This is a genomic window from Rhodococcus sp. B7740, assembly GCF_000954115.1.
In the GTDB taxonomy this organism is placed as follows: domain Bacteria; phylum Actinomycetota; class Actinomycetes; order Mycobacteriales; family Mycobacteriaceae; genus Rhodococcoides.
Genome location: NZ_CP010797.1, coordinates 367,440 through 383,841, shown reverse-complemented (window position 1 = coordinate 383,841; position 16,402 = coordinate 367,440). Strand labels below are relative to the sequence as shown.

The 16,402-nt window shown below is 64.3% G+C and carries 15 protein-coding genes and 1 tRNA gene; 10 read left to right on the top strand and 6 right to left on the bottom strand.

What is annotated here, in order from left to right; all coding sequences use genetic code 11:
- The first annotated feature begins 20 nt into the window (after nucleotides 1-20).
- A complete protein-coding gene (locus NY08_RS01725) occupies nucleotides 21-1,163 on the top strand; it encodes a N(5)-(carboxyethyl)ornithine synthase (protein ID WP_045194564.1) in 1,143 nt (380 codons plus the stop codon).
- Nucleotides 1,160-2,287: a methyltransferase gene (locus NY08_RS01720; protein WP_045194562.1), complete on the top strand. Its 1,128-nt coding sequence runs from the start codon at nucleotides 1,160-1,162 to the stop codon at nucleotides 2,285-2,287. The genes NY08_RS01725 and NY08_RS01720 overlap by 4 nt, the downstream gene beginning before the upstream one ends.
- A 65-nt stretch (nucleotides 2,288-2,352) precedes the next feature.
- On the opposite strand, the gene NY08_RS01715 is transcribed toward NY08_RS01720, so the two are convergent.
- The 3 genes from NY08_RS01715 to NY08_RS01705 form a co-directional block, all read right to left on the bottom strand.
- Nucleotides 2,353-2,586 carry a hypothetical protein gene (locus tag NY08_RS01715; RefSeq protein ID WP_032394788.1) on the bottom strand — a complete coding sequence of 78 codons (234 nt, stop codon included), beginning with the start codon at nucleotides 2,584-2,586 and terminating at the stop codon, nucleotides 2,353-2,355.
- Between the two features lie 23 nt (nucleotides 2,587-2,609).
- Nucleotides 2,610-3,794 carry a fatty acid desaturase family protein gene (locus tag NY08_RS01710; protein WP_032394619.1) on the bottom strand — a complete coding sequence of 395 codons (1,185 nt, stop codon included), beginning with the start codon at nucleotides 3,792-3,794 and terminating at the stop codon, nucleotides 2,610-2,612.
- Nucleotides 3,795-3,855: 61 nt separating this feature from the next.
- The gene (locus NY08_RS01705) at nucleotides 3,856-4,968 is read right to left on the bottom strand and encodes a ferredoxin reductase (RefSeq protein ID WP_045194560.1); all 1,113 of its coding nucleotides are present in this window, start codon (nucleotides 4,966-4,968) and stop codon (nucleotides 3,856-3,858) included.
- A 171-nt stretch (nucleotides 4,969-5,139) separates the two neighbouring features.
- On the opposite strand from NY08_RS01705, the gene NY08_RS01700 reads away from it, so the two are divergent.
- Nucleotides 5,140-5,790 (top strand): TetR family transcriptional regulator, encoded by a 651-nt coding sequence (locus NY08_RS01700; RefSeq protein WP_235387068.1) that lies wholly within the window; start codon nucleotides 5,140-5,142, stop codon nucleotides 5,788-5,790.
- A 29-nt stretch (nucleotides 5,791-5,819) separates the two neighbouring features.
- The gene (locus NY08_RS01695; RefSeq protein ID WP_045194558.1) at nucleotides 5,820-6,650 is read left to right on the top strand and encodes an alpha/beta fold hydrolase; all 831 of its coding nucleotides are present in this window, start codon (nucleotides 5,820-5,822) and stop codon (nucleotides 6,648-6,650) included.
- On the opposite strand, the gene NY08_RS01690 is transcribed toward NY08_RS01695, so the two are convergent.
- Nucleotides 6,641-7,963 (bottom strand): MFS transporter, encoded by a 1,323-nt coding sequence (locus NY08_RS01690; RefSeq protein WP_045194556.1) that lies wholly within the window; start codon nucleotides 7,961-7,963, stop codon nucleotides 6,641-6,643. The genes NY08_RS01695 and NY08_RS01690 overlap by 10 nt on opposite strands.
- A gap of 83 nt (nucleotides 7,964-8,046) precedes the next feature.
- On the opposite strand from NY08_RS01690, the gene NY08_RS01685 reads away from it, so the two are divergent.
- Genes NY08_RS01685 through cmrA form a run of 3 tightly spaced genes read left to right on the top strand, consistent with a single transcriptional unit; the run spans nucleotide 8,047 to nucleotide 11,444 of the window.
- A complete protein-coding gene (locus NY08_RS01685; protein WP_045194555.1) occupies nucleotides 8,047-8,574 on the top strand; it encodes a PadR family transcriptional regulator in 528 nt (175 codons plus the stop codon).
- Nucleotides 8,571-10,616 (top strand): NADPH-dependent 2,4-dienoyl-CoA reductase, encoded by a 2,046-nt coding sequence (locus NY08_RS01680; RefSeq protein ID WP_200893159.1) that lies wholly within the window; start codon nucleotides 8,571-8,573, stop codon nucleotides 10,614-10,616. The genes NY08_RS01685 and NY08_RS01680 overlap by 4 nt, the downstream gene beginning before the upstream one ends.
- Before the next feature lie 24 nt (nucleotides 10,617-10,640).
- Nucleotides 10,641-11,444, top strand: a complete 804-nt coding sequence (cmrA, locus tag NY08_RS01675; protein ID WP_032394622.1) for a mycolate reductase — start codon at nucleotides 10,641-10,643, stop codon at nucleotides 11,442-11,444.
- Nucleotides 11,445-11,446: 2 nt separating this feature from the next.
- Here cmrA and NY08_RS01670 read toward each other — a convergent pair whose 3' ends face one another.
- The gene (locus NY08_RS01670) at nucleotides 11,447-13,171 is read right to left on the bottom strand and encodes a helicase HerA-like domain-containing protein (RefSeq protein ID WP_045199528.1); all 1,725 of its coding nucleotides are present in this window, start codon (nucleotides 13,169-13,171) and stop codon (nucleotides 11,447-11,449) included.
- Nucleotides 13,172-13,265: 94 nt separating this feature from the next.
- Here NY08_RS01670 and orn point away from each other — a divergent pair, with 94 nt between their 5' ends.
- From orn to NY08_RS01655, 3 genes are all read left to right on the top strand, one after another.
- Nucleotides 13,266-13,877, top strand: coding sequence for an oligoribonuclease (orn, locus tag NY08_RS01665; RefSeq protein WP_082073953.1), 612 nt, complete (start codon nucleotides 13,266-13,268; stop codon nucleotides 13,875-13,877).
- Nucleotides 13,878-13,954: 77 nt separating this feature from the next.
- Nucleotides 13,955-14,030 (top strand) — tRNA-His (locus tag NY08_RS01660).
- A gap of 353 nt (nucleotides 14,031-14,383) precedes the next feature.
- A complete protein-coding gene (locus tag NY08_RS01655) occupies nucleotides 14,384-15,106 on the top strand; it encodes a M23 family metallopeptidase (RefSeq protein WP_235387066.1) in 723 nt (240 codons plus the stop codon).
- Nucleotides 15,107-15,127: 21 nt separating this feature from the next.
- Here the strand turns inward: NY08_RS01655 and NY08_RS01650 are convergent, their stop codons facing one another.
- Nucleotides 15,128-16,321: a L,D-transpeptidase gene (locus NY08_RS01650; protein ID WP_032394794.1), complete on the bottom strand. Its 1,194-nt coding sequence runs from the start codon at nucleotides 16,319-16,321 to the stop codon at nucleotides 15,128-15,130.
- Nucleotides 16,322-16,402: the final 81 nt, after the last annotated feature.

The following is a 16,402-nucleotide window of genomic DNA, read 5'->3' as shown; positions in this document are numbered from 1 at the left end:
ACGGTAACGAAGGGTCACACGTGCATCAGCTCACTCTCGGAGTCCTCTCACGTTCACGCAAGCCGAATGAGCGGCGACTGCCGATTCATCCACTTCATCTCGATCGCATCGATGCCGACATCCGAGCTCGCATGTTTCTCGAATCCGGCTACGGCGAACCGTTCGGAATGTCCGACGAGCACTTGGCCGCGCAGGTTGCGGGCATCGGCACCCGTGCCGAACTCATCGCTCGCTGCGATGTGATCCTGCTGCCGAAGCCGCAGGCCGAGGATCTCGCCGCGCTTCGCCCCGGGCAGACCCTGTGGGGTTGGCCGCACTGCGTCCAGGATCGAGCCCTCACCCAGATCGCCGTCGAACGCAAACTGACGCTCATCGCGTTCGAGGCCATGAACCACTGGACGCAGGACGGCTGGTTCAATCTCCATGTGTTCCACAAGAACAACGAATTGGCCGGCTACTGCTCGGTGCTGCACGCACTGCAGCTGATCGGTTCCACGGGCGATTACGGCCGACGGTTGCGTGCCGCGGTCATCGGTTTCGGGGCCACGGCCCGCGGTGCCGTCACCGCTCTGAACGCGCACGGCATCCACGACGTCGACGTCCTGACACAACGCGGTGTCACGGCCGTCGGGTCGCCCATTCATTCGGCCAACATCGTGAACTTCGATCTCGACGACGCCGATCCCCGACGAAGCCGAGCTCTCACGCCCGAGGGACGGGTGCCGCTGTCCCGGTTCCTCGCCGACCACGACGTGATCGTCAATTGTGTTCTACAGGACACCAATGCACCGTTGACGTTCCTGACGAACGACGATCTGCCCACTCTCGCACCGGGAACTCTCGTGGTCGACGTCTCCTGCGACGAGGGAATGGGCTTCGAATGGGCCAGACCCACCTCGTTCACCGATCCCATGTTCACCGTCGGCGACAACGTCAAGTACTACGCCGTCGACCACAGCCCGTCCTATCTGTGGAACTCGGCCACCTGGGAGATCAGCGAATCGTTGCTGCCCTATCTGCGAACCGTCCTCGACGGTCCCTCGGCCTGGAGCCGTGACGCCACCATCGAGCGATCGATCGAGATCAGGAGCGGCGTCATCGTCAACCCCAATATCCTTGCGTTCCAACACCGCAGTGCGGAGTACCCGCACACCGCCGCATGAACGAGGACGCAGCGTCGATCATCGGCTGGACCGAGGACGGTAGCGAGCGGACGTCTCGCTGGCAGTCCGAGAACGGCGCTCCCCCACCGCGCGTGGTGCGGATCGTGAACGATACGACCACCGCCGACGTGGCGTACAAGATGGCCACGATCGGTGAGGCGTTGTTGTGGCGCGGCGATTACAACAACGCACGACAGCTGTTGTCGGCGATGACCCGGCGGGTACCGGCAGCGAAACACCTGCCGGCCGCGTCGGGTGCGGAGCGGTTCCATCTGCACCGCCAGTATCAAGCGCGACGTGCGCGAGTGCTGGGAATGCTTCTGGTGGAACTCGATTCGGATGTTCGTCTCGATCTCGGCCGGGCACCGGACGTGCGGGCGGCCGTGACGGACGCTCTCGGCCCGGACGCCGCGCCGTGCGTGCTGTCGTTGCGCGAACTGCTCGGCATGGTCGGCGCACACGAGTGGCGACGCAAGGGCGTCTTCGTTCCGGCGCTCGACGCCTCGATCCATCCGCACTACGGAGTCTTCTCCCCCGTCCGCGGCGAGTACGTTCGGCTCGTCGCCGACGCCCCGCTGCCGGACACGGACCGAGCGTTCGACATCGGCACCGGCTCGGGCGTGCTGGCTGCGGTACTCGCCCGGCGCGGGGTGACCTCGGTGGTCGCGACCGACAAGGATCCGCGGTCGGTCGCGTGCGCACGAGCCAACATCGATGCTCTCGGGTACGCCGATCGAGTCGAGGTGGTGCAGGCCGACATCTTCCCGTCCGGCCGCGCGGGACTGATCGTGTGCAATCCGCCCTGGATCCCCACGAAACCGACATCGGGCATCGAACATGCGGTGTACGACCCCGGGTCTCGAATGCTCAAGTCCTTCCTGAGCCGGCTCCGCGGGCACCTGACGCCCGACGGTGAAGCATGGCTGGTGGTTTCCGACCTCGCCGAACTGCTCGAACTGGTCACTCGCGCAGACCTTCTCACCGCCATCGACGCTGCGGGTCTGGCCGTCGTCGGCCGCACCGACACCACCCCGACGCACTCACGCGTCACCGACAGCTCCGATGTGCTGCACGAGGCGCGCTCGCGCGAGACCACGTCGTTGTGGCGGCTGCGCGCACGCTGAGCGTGGACACACGACAGCGCCGCCCGAGTGATGCTCGGGCGGCGCTGCGTCGATCTTGTACCGCTCTACCGTTCGCGGGTCTCGAACTCACCGTTGATCACGGTGCCCAGCGGGGCGTCACGCTCCGCCTTCTTCGCGGCCTCGCGCATCTCGATGCCATCGGTGATCAGGTCACCGATTTCACGAGTGACGTCGCGGACGGCTCCGGCGATGATCACCACGATCCGGCCGACGTGAGTCGCGGCAGATTCGGTGAATTCCTGCACGGTGTCCTTGTTGCGCTCGAACTTTCCTACCAACAGGACCGCCCCCTTCGAAGTCGTCACGCTGCGCTGGTCTTCTTACGCTCGACGATAACACCGGCCGGAGCCGCCGATCCCGTGAGCGAATTGGGCAGCGCGAGCTTGAAGATCTTGCCCCACACGGTGCCGATCTGGTGGAAGAAGCCGCCGGTGTTGTACGGCAGATCGTACTTCTCGCACAGGGCCTTGACCTCGGGCGCGATCTGCGGGTACCGATGCGCAGGCAGGTCGGGGAACAGATGGTGCTCGATCTGGTGCGAGAGGTTGCCCGACATGATGTGGAACAGCGGGGTGCCCTCGATGTTGGCCGAACCCAGCATCTGGCGCACGTACCACTCGCCGCGGGTCTCCTCTGCGGTCTCTTCCTGACTGAACGTCTGGACTCCGGTCGGGAAGTGTCCACAGAAGATGATCGAGTAGGTCCACACGTTGCGGATGAGGTTCGCGGCCACGTTACCGACCACGGTCGAGACGAAGAACGGCCCGGTCAGCGCTGGGAAGATCACGTAGTCCTTGAGCGCCTGCTTGCCCGCCTTGCGCCACATGCCCTGCAGCAGCGGCTTCACGTCGTGCCACTTACGCTTGCCCGCCACGATGTTCTCGGTTTCGAGGTCGTGCAGCATCACACCCCACTCGAAGAACGTCATCAGCAGGAACGCGTAGACCGGGTTACCGAGGTAGTACGGGTTCCACTTCTGCTCCTGGTCCATCCGCAGCACGCCGTAACCGATGTCGCGGTCCATGCCGACGATGTTGGTGAAGGTGTGGTGCATGTAGTTGTGCGAATGCTTCCACTGATCCGCCGGGCAGACGGTGTCCCACTCGAACACCTCGGAGTTCAGGCCGGGCTCACGCATCCAGTCGTACTGCCCGTGCATGACGTTGTGGCCGATCTCCATGTTGTCCAGGATCTTCGCAACACCGAGGGCACCGACTCCGGCCAGCCACGCAGGCGGCAGGAAGGGCAGGTACATCAGTGCGCGTCCGGTGATCTCGAGGCCGCGCTGGGCCTTGATGATCTTGTAGATGTATTCGCGGTCCTCGTCGCCGAGCTTGGCGACGGTGCGGGCGCGCAGATCGTCGAGCTCGCGGCCGAGTTCCTGGACCTGTTCGTAGGTCAGCACGGTCGGCTCGTCCGGCAACGTCTCGTTGCGGCGGAAGGGAAGGACTGTGGTGGGCAGGATCGAGAGAATCGTTCCGAGCATCTGCTGGTCTCCAATTCGATCGGGTCGAGATGGGTCTGGACTGTCGGTCTCAGGGGTGGATCTAGATGTCGATGTCGACGTCGCCCACGGCAACGGACACGCACAGCTGGATCTTCTTGTCGGATTCGGTGTCGGTCTCACCGGTCTTGATGTTCTTGGTGCAGCCGGACTTCTTCACCGAGGTGCAGGTGAAGCAAATCCCCATCCGGCATCCGTTCGCCGGTGAGAGGCCCGCCGCCTCGGCCTGTTCGAGCAGCGTCTCGCCGTCGTTCTCCGAGGACACATCGCTGCCGGAGAACGTCGTGGTTCCGGTGACGTCGTCACTGACGGTGGCGAACGAGGGCGTGAACTCCTCGAGGTGCAGCCGCTCGCTCAATCCTGCGTCGTCGAAGAACGACGTCACGCCCTTCATGAGCCCAGGAGGTCCGCACAGGAAGGTGTCGGCCTCGGCGAACCACGGGGCCACTGCGTCGAGATGTTCCTGGCCGAAGAACCCGTACAGGTCGCCGCCCGTCTTCTGCTCGGTGTACGCGAAGACGATGTTCACGTTCTCGTGCTCTGCAGCGATCTTCTCCAGGTCCTTCTTGTACGCCACGTCGTTCTCGGTGAACGCGTAGTGCAGGAAGGTCAGGTCGCTGCTGTACCCCTCGTCCAGCAGCGACCTGAGCATCGACAGCACCGGCGTGATGCCGCTGCCACCGCTGATCAGCAACGTCTTCGCCGGGCGTGGTTCGGGAAGCTCGAACGTGCCGTCCGCCTGAGACAGGCTGACCACCAGACCGACGTGCGCGTTCTCGTGCAGGTACTGCGAGACCAGCCCCTCGGGATGCGCCTTGATCGTCAGTTCGATCCGGCCGTCCGCGCGGTACTGCGAGCAGGCAGGCGAGTAGCAGCGGGTGTGACGAACACCGTCGATCACGACGCCGACCTGAACGAACTGGCCGGCCTTGAATCCCTTCCACTGACGCGTGGGGCGGATGGTGAGAGTCAACGATTCTTCGGTGGACCGGTGTATCGCAGTGACCTCACCGCGCAGGTCTCGAACGGTCGTCATGGGATCGACCAGTTCGAGGTACCGGTCGAGCCCGTGGGGTGTGGCCATGGCCTCGAACAGGGAAAGAAGCGAGAATTTGCGCAAACCCGAGGTCCGCGGCGGACGTTCTTGAAGCGTCATTCCATCCTCCCTAACCGGATCGAAACCTACGACCCATTCAGTGAACGATTGTGCACTAACATGAGTGTGGCAGAGCGACACCGGTACCTGTCAACGTTTATGTGACAGCCGTTACAGAGCAAATCGACCGTTCCGTGGGTGTCGGGGAGGAACCGGAAGGGAGATCACAGAATGCGCGCCCATAAACTGGACGTTGTGACAGAACCGGGGACCCGTGCCGAGCGCAAGGAACGCACGCGTCAGGCATTGATCGAGGGCACCCTCGACCTGCTACGCGAGCGCTCTTTCGCCAGCGTCAGCCTGCGTGAGGTCGCCCGATCCGCCGGCATCGTCCCCACCGCGTTCTACCGACACTTCGCGTCCATGGAGGACCTCGGCGTCGCGCTCGTCGAGGACAGCATGCGCATGCTGCGGCAGATGCTGCGCGACGCTCGACGCAACCCGAGCGCCACGACCGCCACCGAATCCTTCGGCATCCTGGTCCGCCAGGTTCGTACCCACGAGGATCAGTTCCGATTTCTCAGTCGTGAACGGTACGGCGGCGTCACCGAGGTGCGGCGCGCCTTCGCCACCGAGCTACGCCTGTTCGTCAGCGAGCTGACCATCGACCTCTCCCGCATGCCCGGCCTCGAGCAGTGGGACGTCGCCGACCTCGAGATGACGGCCGACCTACTCGTCTCGACGATGCTCACCGCGGTGGTCGGACTGTTGGAAATCGACAGGCCGGGTAGTCAGAACGAGAAGGAACTGATTGAGCGGACCGAGAAGCAGATCCGCATGATCATGCTCGGAATGAGCCGATGGGAACCACGACGGGCTTGACCGTTCGAGAACGAGACGGCTGCGAAGGGATGTTCATGACCGAGGTACGAGTCGGCGAGTACGTGTTCGACGTTGCGATATCGGGACCGTCGGACGGTGTTCCGGTGGTTGCACTGCACGGCTTTCCGCAGACCAGCGTGTCGTGGACCGCGGTGACGCCCGGCTTGGTGGACGCAGGCTGTCGTGTGATCGCCCCGAACCAGCGGGGCTACTCCCCCGGTGCCCGCCCGATCGGTGTCGAGCACTATCGCATCGAACGTCTCACCGGCGACGTTCTCGGCCTGCTAGACGCACTCGAGGTGCCCTCGGCGCATCTGGTCGGACACGACTGGGGTGCGGTGGTCGCCTGGCACGTGGCGGCCGAGCATCCGGACTGCGTGCGCACGCTCACCGCGGCGTCGGTCCCGCATTCGGCTGCATTCAACTGGGCCATCCGTGAGGATCCGGATCAGCAGGAGCGGTCGAAGTACTTCGGCCTGCTTCGGGAGCCGGAGAAGGCCGAGCGAGTTCTGGTGGAGAACGACGCGCAGCGTCTGCGCGCGATGTTCGGTGGCGAGAGCCTCGACGACGAGTACGTTCGTCATCTCACCGTCCCCGGAGCGCTCACGGCCGCATCGAGTTGGTATGCCGCGATGACCAGAGAGTTCGCGAACCTGCCGCCGGTGACCGTGCCCACCACATACGTCTGGAGCAACGGCGACACCGCCATCGGTCGAGCGGGAGCGGAGCGCTGCGGCGAATTCGTCGATGCACCATACCGATTCGTCGAACTGGACGGCATCTCGCACTGGATCCCGGAGGAAGCCCCAGGGGAACTCACGGCCGAGATCCTGGCCCGTATCGACTCCGTTCAGACCTGATCCGGAGCCCGCACCTTCAGCAACGCCAGCAGACCGGCAGCGAGAACGATGATCAACCCGGCGATACCCGCGCGGTCGGCGTCGAACATCCACACGAACAGGCCGAACAGAGACGGTGCGAGGAACGACGCGGCACGACCCGTCGTCGCGAACAGTCCGAAGAACTGACCTTCTCGTCCCGGCGGAGCCAACCGCGCCAGGAAGGTGCGAGCGGACGACTGCGCCGGTCCGACGAACAGGCACAGGATCAGCCCGAAGATCCAGAACATCGCCGGTCCCGACACGAACAGCAGAACGGTTCCGGCCGCGATCATGGACGTGAGCGAGAAGACGATGACCTTCTTGGGTCCGATCCTGTCGTCGAACCGTCCGGCGACGATGGCTCCGAGACCGGCGATGACGTTGGCGGCGACGCCGAACAGCAGAACGTCGCCCGCACCGATGCCGTAGACACTGACGGCGAGAACGGCCCCGAAGGTGAACACACCTGCAAGTCCGTCTCGGAACAGTGCACTGGCGATCAGGTAGTACACGGCGCGCCGGTCTGCGCTCCACAACTCACGGACATCGCGAAGCAGAACACGGTACGAGGCCGCGAACCCGGCTTCGGCGGCCTTCGGATCGGCGACGGCTCGCGGCACTTCGGGAACGGCGAACATCACCGGGACGGCCGAGACGGCGAACCACACGGCAGCGAGCAGCGCGACGAGTCGGATGTTGAGTCCACCGTCGGTACTCAGACCCAGAACCCCGCGGGTGTCGCCATCGCCGGCGATGAAGCCGACGTAGCACAGAAGCAGCAGTACGATTCCGCCGAAATAGCCCATGGACCAACCGAACCCGGATACTCGGCCGATGTTCTCCGGCGTAGAGACCTGCCGCAGCATCGAGTTGTAGGGGATGCTGGCCAGCTCGAACATGATGGACCCGAGACCGAGCAGCAGCAGGCCCAGCCAGAGATAGTGGTAGTCGTCTCGGACGAAGAACAGGCCTGCCATGGCGACGACCGTCAGCGTGGTCAACACTCCGAGCAGCCACTTGCGTTTGCCACGCGCGTCGAAGTATTGCCCGCAGACCGGTGCGAGGAGCGCGATCACAACGCTGGACACGGCAATCGTCCAACTGAACCAGGTGGTGGCCGAGATCGAACCGGGTAGGTCGTCGCCGACTGCATCGGTGAGGTACACCGAGAACACGAACGTGAGAACAACGGCGTTGAACGCCGCCGAGCCCCAGTCCCAGAACCCCCAGGCGGTGACCTGCTTGCGCGTTGTGGCGACTCCGACGACAGCGGCCTCCGGCTGGGTTCCCATGTTTGCCAACACTAGTCCGCGTCGGACTCGCGCCCTGGTGCACCTAGTTGCATAAGCACCGCGTTGCATACATACTCTCGGGTGTGGCTTTGGAACACGCGATCCTGGTTTCCCTGACCGAGCTCAGCGGCTCGGGATACGAGCTCGCCCGTCGCTTCGACAAGTCCATCGGGTTCTTCTGGAGCGCAACGCATCAGCAGATCTATCGGACTCTGACGAGAATGGACGGGGCCGGGTGGATCACCGGCGAGGCGGTCGCGCAGGACGGCAGGCCGGACAAGAAGGTGTACTCCGTCAGCACTGCGGGCCGGGCCGAACTCGACCGCTGGATCGCCGCGCCGACCGACCCCTCGCAATTACGCGAGGAGCTGGCCGTCAAGATCCGCGGTGCGGCCAACGGCGACATCGAGGCTCTCAAGGTCGAGGTCGCCCGCCATCGCGATGTACATGCCACCCGCCTCGACGTCTATCGACTGATCGAGAAACAGGATTTTCCGGCTCCCGCTGCCCTCACCGGCACCGCGCTGCATCAATATCTGGTGCTGCGCGGCGGAATTCGCGTCGAAGAAGGATTCACCGAGTGGTGCACCGAGGTATTGGAGAAGCTGTGACGATCGAGCAGACCGCTGGCCCGTATCCGATTCTGTTGTCGCCGTTGGATGTCGGCGCAACCACGCTGAAGAACCGCGTAATCATGGGATCGATTCACACCGGCCTCGAAGATCGCGCCCGCGACACCGGCCGATTGGCGGCCTACTTCGCCGAGCGTGCCCGCGGCGGAGTCGCACTCATCATCACCGGGGGTTATGCCCCCAATCGCACCGGCTGGCTGTTGCCGTTCGGGGCCAAGCTGACCAATCGCATCGAAGCCCGCCGACATCGACGGATCACCGCTGCCGTGCACCGCGAGGGCGGCAAGATCGCACTGCAGATCCTCCATGCCGGGCGCTATTCCTATCAGCCGCTGAGCGTCTCGGCGTCGTCGATCAAGGCCCCCATCAACCCTTTTCGGCCCAGGCGACTGACCTCGCGGGGCGTCCGCTGGCAGATCCGCAACTTCGTGCGCTGCGCTCGGCTCGCCCAGAGCGCCGGATACGACGGCGTCGAGATCATGGGCGGTGAAGGCTACTTCATCAACCAGTTCCTCTCCGATCGCACCAACAAGCGACGAGACGAGTGGGGCGGTTCGGCGGAGAACCGCCGGCGAATGGCCGTGGAGATCGTGCGGCAGACGAGGGCAGCCGTGGGCCCGGACTTCCTCATCGTGTTCCGGCTGTCGATGGCCGATCTGGTGGAGCAGGGTCAGAGTTGGAACGACATCGTCGCACTGGCGCAGGACGTCGAAGCCGCGGGTGCGAACATCATCAACACCGACATCGGCTGGCACGAGTCGCGAGTGCCGACCATCGTCACCTCGGTACCACGGGCTGCATTCGCGGACATCACCGGCAAGCTCGAGAAGCACGTGGCCATCCCCGTCGCCGCGTCCAATCGCATCAACATGCCCGAGATCGCTGAGAACATCCTCGCCCGCGGCGACGCACAGTTGATCGCGATGGCCAGGCCGATGCTGGCAGATCCGTTCTGGGTCGAGAAGGCCGCGACCGACTCGGCGGACCGGATCAACACCTGCATTGCCTGCAATCAGGCCTGCCTCGACCACGCGTTCGTCCACAAGAAGGTCTCCTGCCTGGTCAATCCTCGTGCCGGACGTGAGATCGACCTGCAGCTGCTGCCGACGAAGAAGACCAAGAAGGTCGCGGTCGTCGGAGCCGGACCCGCAGGCCTGGCTGCCGCCCTCAACCTCGCGCAACGCGGACATGCCGTCAGCCTGTTCGAGGCCAGGAGCGAGATCGGTGGACAGTTCGGTATCGCGCGGCTCATTCCCGGCAAGGAGGAATTCGCCGAGACCATCCGGTATTTCTCGAGCGCACTGCGCTCCGCCGACGTCGCGGTGCACCTCGACACCAGGGTCACCGCCGCAGAACTGATCGCGGGCGAGTTCGACGAGGTGGTACTCGCCACCGGCGTCACTCCCCGGATTCCGAACATCCCGGGCATCGAGCATCCGTCGGTGCTGTCGTACGCAGAACTGGTGCGCGACGGCAGGCCCGTCGGCGATCGGGTCGCGGTCATCGGTGCCGGCGGTATCGGCATCGACATCTCCGAGTTCCTCACCACCGACGCCTCCCCCACGTTGGATCTGAAGGAATGGAAGCAGGAGTGGGGCGTCACCGAGCCCGAGGCCGCGCCGGGGGCGTTGACGACTCCGGTGCCCGCACCGTCTCCGCGTGAGGTGTACCTACTGCAACGCAAGCCGGGACGCATCGGGGCCGGGCTGGCGAAGACGACCGGTTGGGTCCATCGCGCTGCACTGAAAGCCAAAGGTGTGCATCAGCTCTCGGGCGTCAACTACGAGAAGATCGACGACGCGGGGCTGCACATCTCCTTCGGTGACAAGCACGAACGTTCACGCGTTCTCGAGGTCGACACCATCGTGATCTGCGCGGGCCAGGAGTCGGTACGCGACCTGGTCGACGAACTGAAGGCCGCGGGGACCACCACACACGTCATCGGCGGTGCGGACGTCGCAGCGGAGCTCGACGCCAAGAGGGCCATCGAGCAAGGCACCCGGCTCGCGGCCACGATCTGATCTTTTCCGCTAGCCTGTCTCACCGTGAGCCTGCCCAAGCCCAGTCCAGATGCCCGCGCCGTCGTCACCGGAGCCTCCTCCGGAATCGGTGAAGCCCTGGCCACCGAACTCGCTGTCCGCGGACATTCCCTGATCGTGGTGGCCCGACGCGGCGAGCTGCTCGAGGCGTTGGCTGCCAAGCTCACAGCCGAGCACGGCGTGACCGTCGAGGTGCGTCAGTCGGATCTGTCGAATCGTCAGCAGCGACAGGAACTGGTCACCGAGCTGGCCGAGCGCGAGATCTCGATCCTGTGCAACAACGCGGGTATCGCGACGTTCGGACCGGTGGCCGGTCTCGATCCAGCGTACGAGCGCGACCAGGTCGAGCTCAATGCCGTTGCGGTACACGACCTCACGTTGGCCGTCATGCCCGGCATGATCGGCCGCGGAGCAGGTGGCATCCTCATCACCGGTTCGGCGGCAGGCAACATGGCCATCCCCAACAATGCGACGTACGCCGCGACCAAGGCCTTCGTCAACACGTTCTCCGAATCGCTCCGCGGTGAGCTCGCGGGCACCGGCGTCAACGTCACCCTGCTGGCTCCGGGACCGGTCCGCACCGAGACACCCGATCCGGCCGAGGCCTCGATCGTGGACAAGATGGTTCCCGACTTTCTGTGGATCGACAGCGCCTACACCGCGAAGCTGTCCCTCGACGGCCTCGCGAAGAACAAGATGCGCGTCGTACCGGGACTGCTCAGCAAGGGCATGTCGGCGGCCGGGCAGTACAGCCCGCGTAGCATCTCCGCTCCGATCATCGGCAGTTTCTACAAGAAGCTGGGCAACTGATCTCAGCGCCTGCGGCGACGTCCGGTTCCGAAGATGCTGCGCGAAATTTCCCGCCCGGCAGCCGAGGCGGCCGAGCGGAGAAAGCTCTTGACGGCAGGGTTGCCCATGATGCGCTCGGCGGCCGACGGGCCGTCCGGCTCGCTCGGCGGTAGATCCGGCAGATCGGCCGGCAGCGGCGGGATGTCGAACTTTTCGGCCGGAGCGGGCGCGTTGGCCACGCGAGCGTTCATCCGCTCGTAGGCCGACTCACGATCGACCGTTTCCCGGTACTTCGCGGACAGTGTGCTCGACGACGCGGCCGCCGCGATGGCGTCGTTGCCGATGGTGTCCATCAACGAGCGCGGCGAGCGAATCTTGGTCCAGGCCACGGGCGTCGGGGCACCTTTCTCCGAAAGCACCGTCACGATGGCCTCGCCGGTACCCAAGGACGTCAGTGCCTTCTCGAGGTCGTAGGCGTCGGTCTTGGGGTACGTGCGCACCGTCTTGTTCAACGCCTTCTGATCATCGGGTGTGAAGGCGCGCAGTGCGTGCTGAATTCGCGCGCCCAACTGGGAGAGAACGTCGTTGGGGACGTCGGTGGGTAGCTGCGTGCAGAAGAAGACGCCGACCCCCTTCGAGCGGATGAGCTTGACGGTCTGCTCCACCTGCTGCAGAAATGCTTTCGACGCGTCGGCGAACAGCAGGTGCGCCTCGTCGAAGATGAAGACCAGCTTGGGTTTGTCGACATCGCCCACCTCGGGCAGCGTCTGGAACAGGTCGGCCAGCACCCACATCAGGAAAGTGGAGAACATCACCGGCCGTGCTGCCTGCGCTCCGAGCTCGAACAGCGTGATGACGCCCCGTCCGTCCGGCCCGACTCGCAGCAGGTCCTCGGTCTCGAGCTCGGGCTCGCCGAAGAAGGTGTCGCCGCCGTCTGCTTCGAGGTTGACCAGCGCGCGCAGAATGACGCCTGCGGTTGCCGAGGAGACGCCGCCGATGCCTTTCAGGTCGGCCTTGCCCTCGTCGCTGGTCAGGTGCATGATCACCGATCGCAGGTCCTTGAGATCGAGCAGGGCGAGCCCCTGAGAATCGGCCCAGTGGAAGATCAAGCCCAGGGTGGATTCCTGAGTGGTGTTCAGCCCCAACACTTTACTGAGCAGAATCGGCCCGAAGGCGGTGATGGTGGCGCGGACCGGTACCCCGATTCCCTCGGTGCCGAGCGAGAGAAACTCCACCGGATGGCCGCTGGGAGCCCAGTCCGCAATACCGGTGTCCGCTGCTCGGCTGCGAATCTTCTCGTTGTCCGCTCCTGGCTTCGACAGGCCCGACAGGTCACCTTTGACGTCGGCCATGACCACGGGGACGCCTGCGGCGCACAGCTGTTCGGCAATACCCTGCAACGTCTTGGTCTTTCCGGTTCCGGTGGCTCCGGCCACGAGGCCGTGTCTGTTCAACGTGGCCAACGGGATTCGGATGCGGGCAGACGGATCGGTGACGCCGTCCAGCACCACGGTTCCCAATTCCAACGCGGCGCCCTCCGAGGCGTATCCGGCGGCGATCTCGGCGGCTCTGCCGGTCGATGCCTGCGGCTGCCCCTTTTCCGCAGCCAGCGCTTCGGCTTCGGCGGCGTCGGCGGCGGCCAGCGCTTCGGCTGCGACCCGTGCTGCTTCGACGGCTGCGGCTTTGGCTGCCTTCGCCTTCTCTGCCGGGCTGAGCGTAGGTTCCGGCTGCGTCGGGTCGACTGTCATGTCCGCGTCCTCCATGAACGTGTGCTGATGCTGATCTGGCTCGATCGCCACCGCAAACCCTAGTGGCATCGCAGCTCGCACTAGTGTGGTGCGAGTGCAGGACAAACTCGTGTGGATCGATTGTGAAATGACCGGCTTGGACCTGAGCAAGGACAAGCTGATCGAAATTGCGGCGCTGGTGACCGACAGTGAGCTCAACATCCTCGGGGAGGGTGTCGACATCGTCATCCACGCCGACGACGACGCGTTGGCGAACATGCCTGCCGTCGTCACCGACATGCACGCCAAGTCGGGCTTGACCGACGAGGTGCGGGCGTCGACGGTGACGCTGGAGGAAGCCGAGCAGCGCGTTCTGGCGTACATCAAGGAGCATGTCCCGGTGGCCGGGACCGTTCCACTCGCCGGAAACTCGATCGCGACCGATCGCGGATTCATCTCCCGCGACATGACCGCGCTCGACACCTACCTCCACTACCGCATGATCGACGTGAGCTCCATCAAGGAACTCTCCCGCCGGTGGTACCCGCGGATCTACTACGGACAGCCTCCCAAGGGCCTTGCCCACCGGGCTCTGGCAGACATCAAGGAGTCGATCAAAGAGCTGCAGTACTACCGCCGCACGGCATTCGTGGCGCAGCCAGGGCCCTCTACCAGCGATATCGCCGCGGTCGTTCACGATCTCGACACGCAAGCAGGGGCGGATTAGCAACCCGGGATTCAACCCGCTAGTATTGTCGACGCTGCTGATGGAGAGCCCGAAACGGTTCTGCTGATGCGCACATGGTGGGTGTAGTTCAGCTGGTAGAGCACCAGGTTGTGATCCTGGGTGTCGCGGGTTCGAGTCCCGTCACTCACCCCATACGAACAAGGCCGGTCTCCTCGCGAGACCGGCCTTTTTCGTGCGTCCATCACCCAGCTCAGAGGGCCGCCCCGTCACCCCCGCATCCACCCTGACCTCGAATTACGTTGTTGTAATTCAACTTTCAGGTTTCCTGTGGGGTTAATGTGACGTACGGTTACCAATGGCACTTTTGGGGAAGAAAAGTACCAATGTGATTCATGTGTTTTTTGCTACGTGAGTTCAGCGTGCCCCGAAGCGTCACCGAACATGTTCTTACGTCCTGCGCGCACCCATCCGACGGTGCGCGGAGGACGCAGACGAGGAGGCTTTTCGTGGGTCGCAGAATGCACAGAGTCATAGCGGGTTCGATCTTGTCGGCAGCACTGTGCATCGGCACAACCGGCGTGCTCAGCCCGGCGGTGGCCACCGCTCAACCCACGATCGAACTACCTCAGATCCCCATACCGCAGCCCGATGCACAGCAACGGGCCGCCATTCTCGCTGCCGTTCTCGACGCCACCGGCGTGCTCATCAATCAGGTCGCAGCCATCGTTCTGGACAGCGACGTTCTCACTGCACCCGACGTCGCCGACGCACCGTCCACGGCAGACCTGCCCGAAATCGAACTACCGACCGCGCCCCCGACCGTGGGGCTCGGCGGGGCGGTGCTCCCCATCGACGCGGGCAAGTACCGCATCAGTTCGGGCTACGGCGGACGCAACAACCCGACCGGTAACGGAGCGCAGTACCACCAGGGCGTGGACTTCGCCGCAGACAGCGGAACGCCCATCCACGCGGTGACCGGCGGAACCGTCGTTCAGGCCGGAGACGCAGGCGACGGCTACGGCAAGCTCGTCCGAGTCAAGAGCGGCAACACCGAGACCTACTACGGCCACCAGTCCAGCATCGCCGTCGCCGTCGGAGACGAAGTGGCACCGGGCGACGTACTCGGCGCAGTCGGCAGTACCGGAAATTCGACCGGACCGCATCTGCACTTCGAGGTACGCAACAACGGTTCGAGCATCGAACCGGTGGCGTACCTGAAGACTCTGGGTATCGACCCGTCGCTGTACCAGACTCGCGACCGTAGCTGATCCGGCCGGGCCGGGCCGAGATCAGACGGTGGTGGCGTTCCCGGCTTTCCACTCGTCCCACGGGATATTCCAGTCACCGAGGCCATCGGTACCCGACAACGTTCCGCCGACGGTGTTCTTCACGACGACGATGTCCCCGCGCTTGGTGTTGTCGTAGACCCACTTCGCGTTGGTGGGACTCAGGTTCAGGCACCCGTGCGACGCGTTGGAATAACCCTGCTGTCCCACCGACCACGGTGCGGAGTGGAAGAAGATGCCGCTGTAGGACATTCGCGTCGCCCAGTCGACCGGAGTGCGGTATCCGCTGGACGAATTCACCGGCACGCCGTAGGTCGACGAATCCATCACGAGATGCTCGAAGCGGTCGCCGATGATGTAGACCCCGTTGTCGGTGGGGGTGCTGTCCTTGCCCATCGACGTCGGCATGGTGATGACGTCCTGGCCGTTGACGTTGAACGTCACCTGCTTGGTGTTGTCGTCGGCGGTGGCGATGACGGCGTCACCGATCGTGAACGACGTCGTGGCGTTCTCCTGGCCGAAGATGTCGTCACCGAGATCGCGCCCGTACACGTTCACCGCCACGTCGACCTTGGTGCCCGGTGCCCAGTAGTTCTGCGGACGCCAGCGAACTTCTTTGTTGTTGACCCAGTAGAACGCGCCCTCGACGGCGGGCGTGGTGGTGACGGTGATCGCGTTCTGCGCAGCGATCTTGTCGGTGATCGGTTCGTCGAACTGAACCGCGACGGGCTGCCCGATACCCACGACGTCGCCGGGGTTCGGCAATACGTAGGGCTTGGTGAAGTTACCGGGTTGGCTGGTGGTGAAGCTCGATACGGTGCTCGACGCTCCCCCGAGTCCGTATGCGTCGGCCTGAACGCGGTATTCGCGGTCGTAGCCGAGCGGTTCGGTGTTGGTCCACGACAATCCGTCGGGCGAGATCGCACCCGAGACCGGCTCGCCCTCCGGGTTGAGCATGGTCACCGAGGACAATTTGCCGTCGGCGACCGAGACGGTCACCGGGTCCGCCGGCGAGAATCCGACGGCACCGTCGAGAACGCTGGAGGTCAGCTTCGGCTTCATCAGCTCGGTCATCGGGTTGGAATCGATCGGCACCGACGGTTCGGAGATGTCCGAAGAGGAACTACATCCCGACAGGACTGCCACCGAAGCAACCACTCCCACCGCGGCGATGACGAATCCGCGATACACCCTCATGAACCACACCACTTCCCACTTCGTGCCCGACCGGGACGATTGTGCCAGCGAAGAATCGGACACTCCACTCGACAGCCCGTT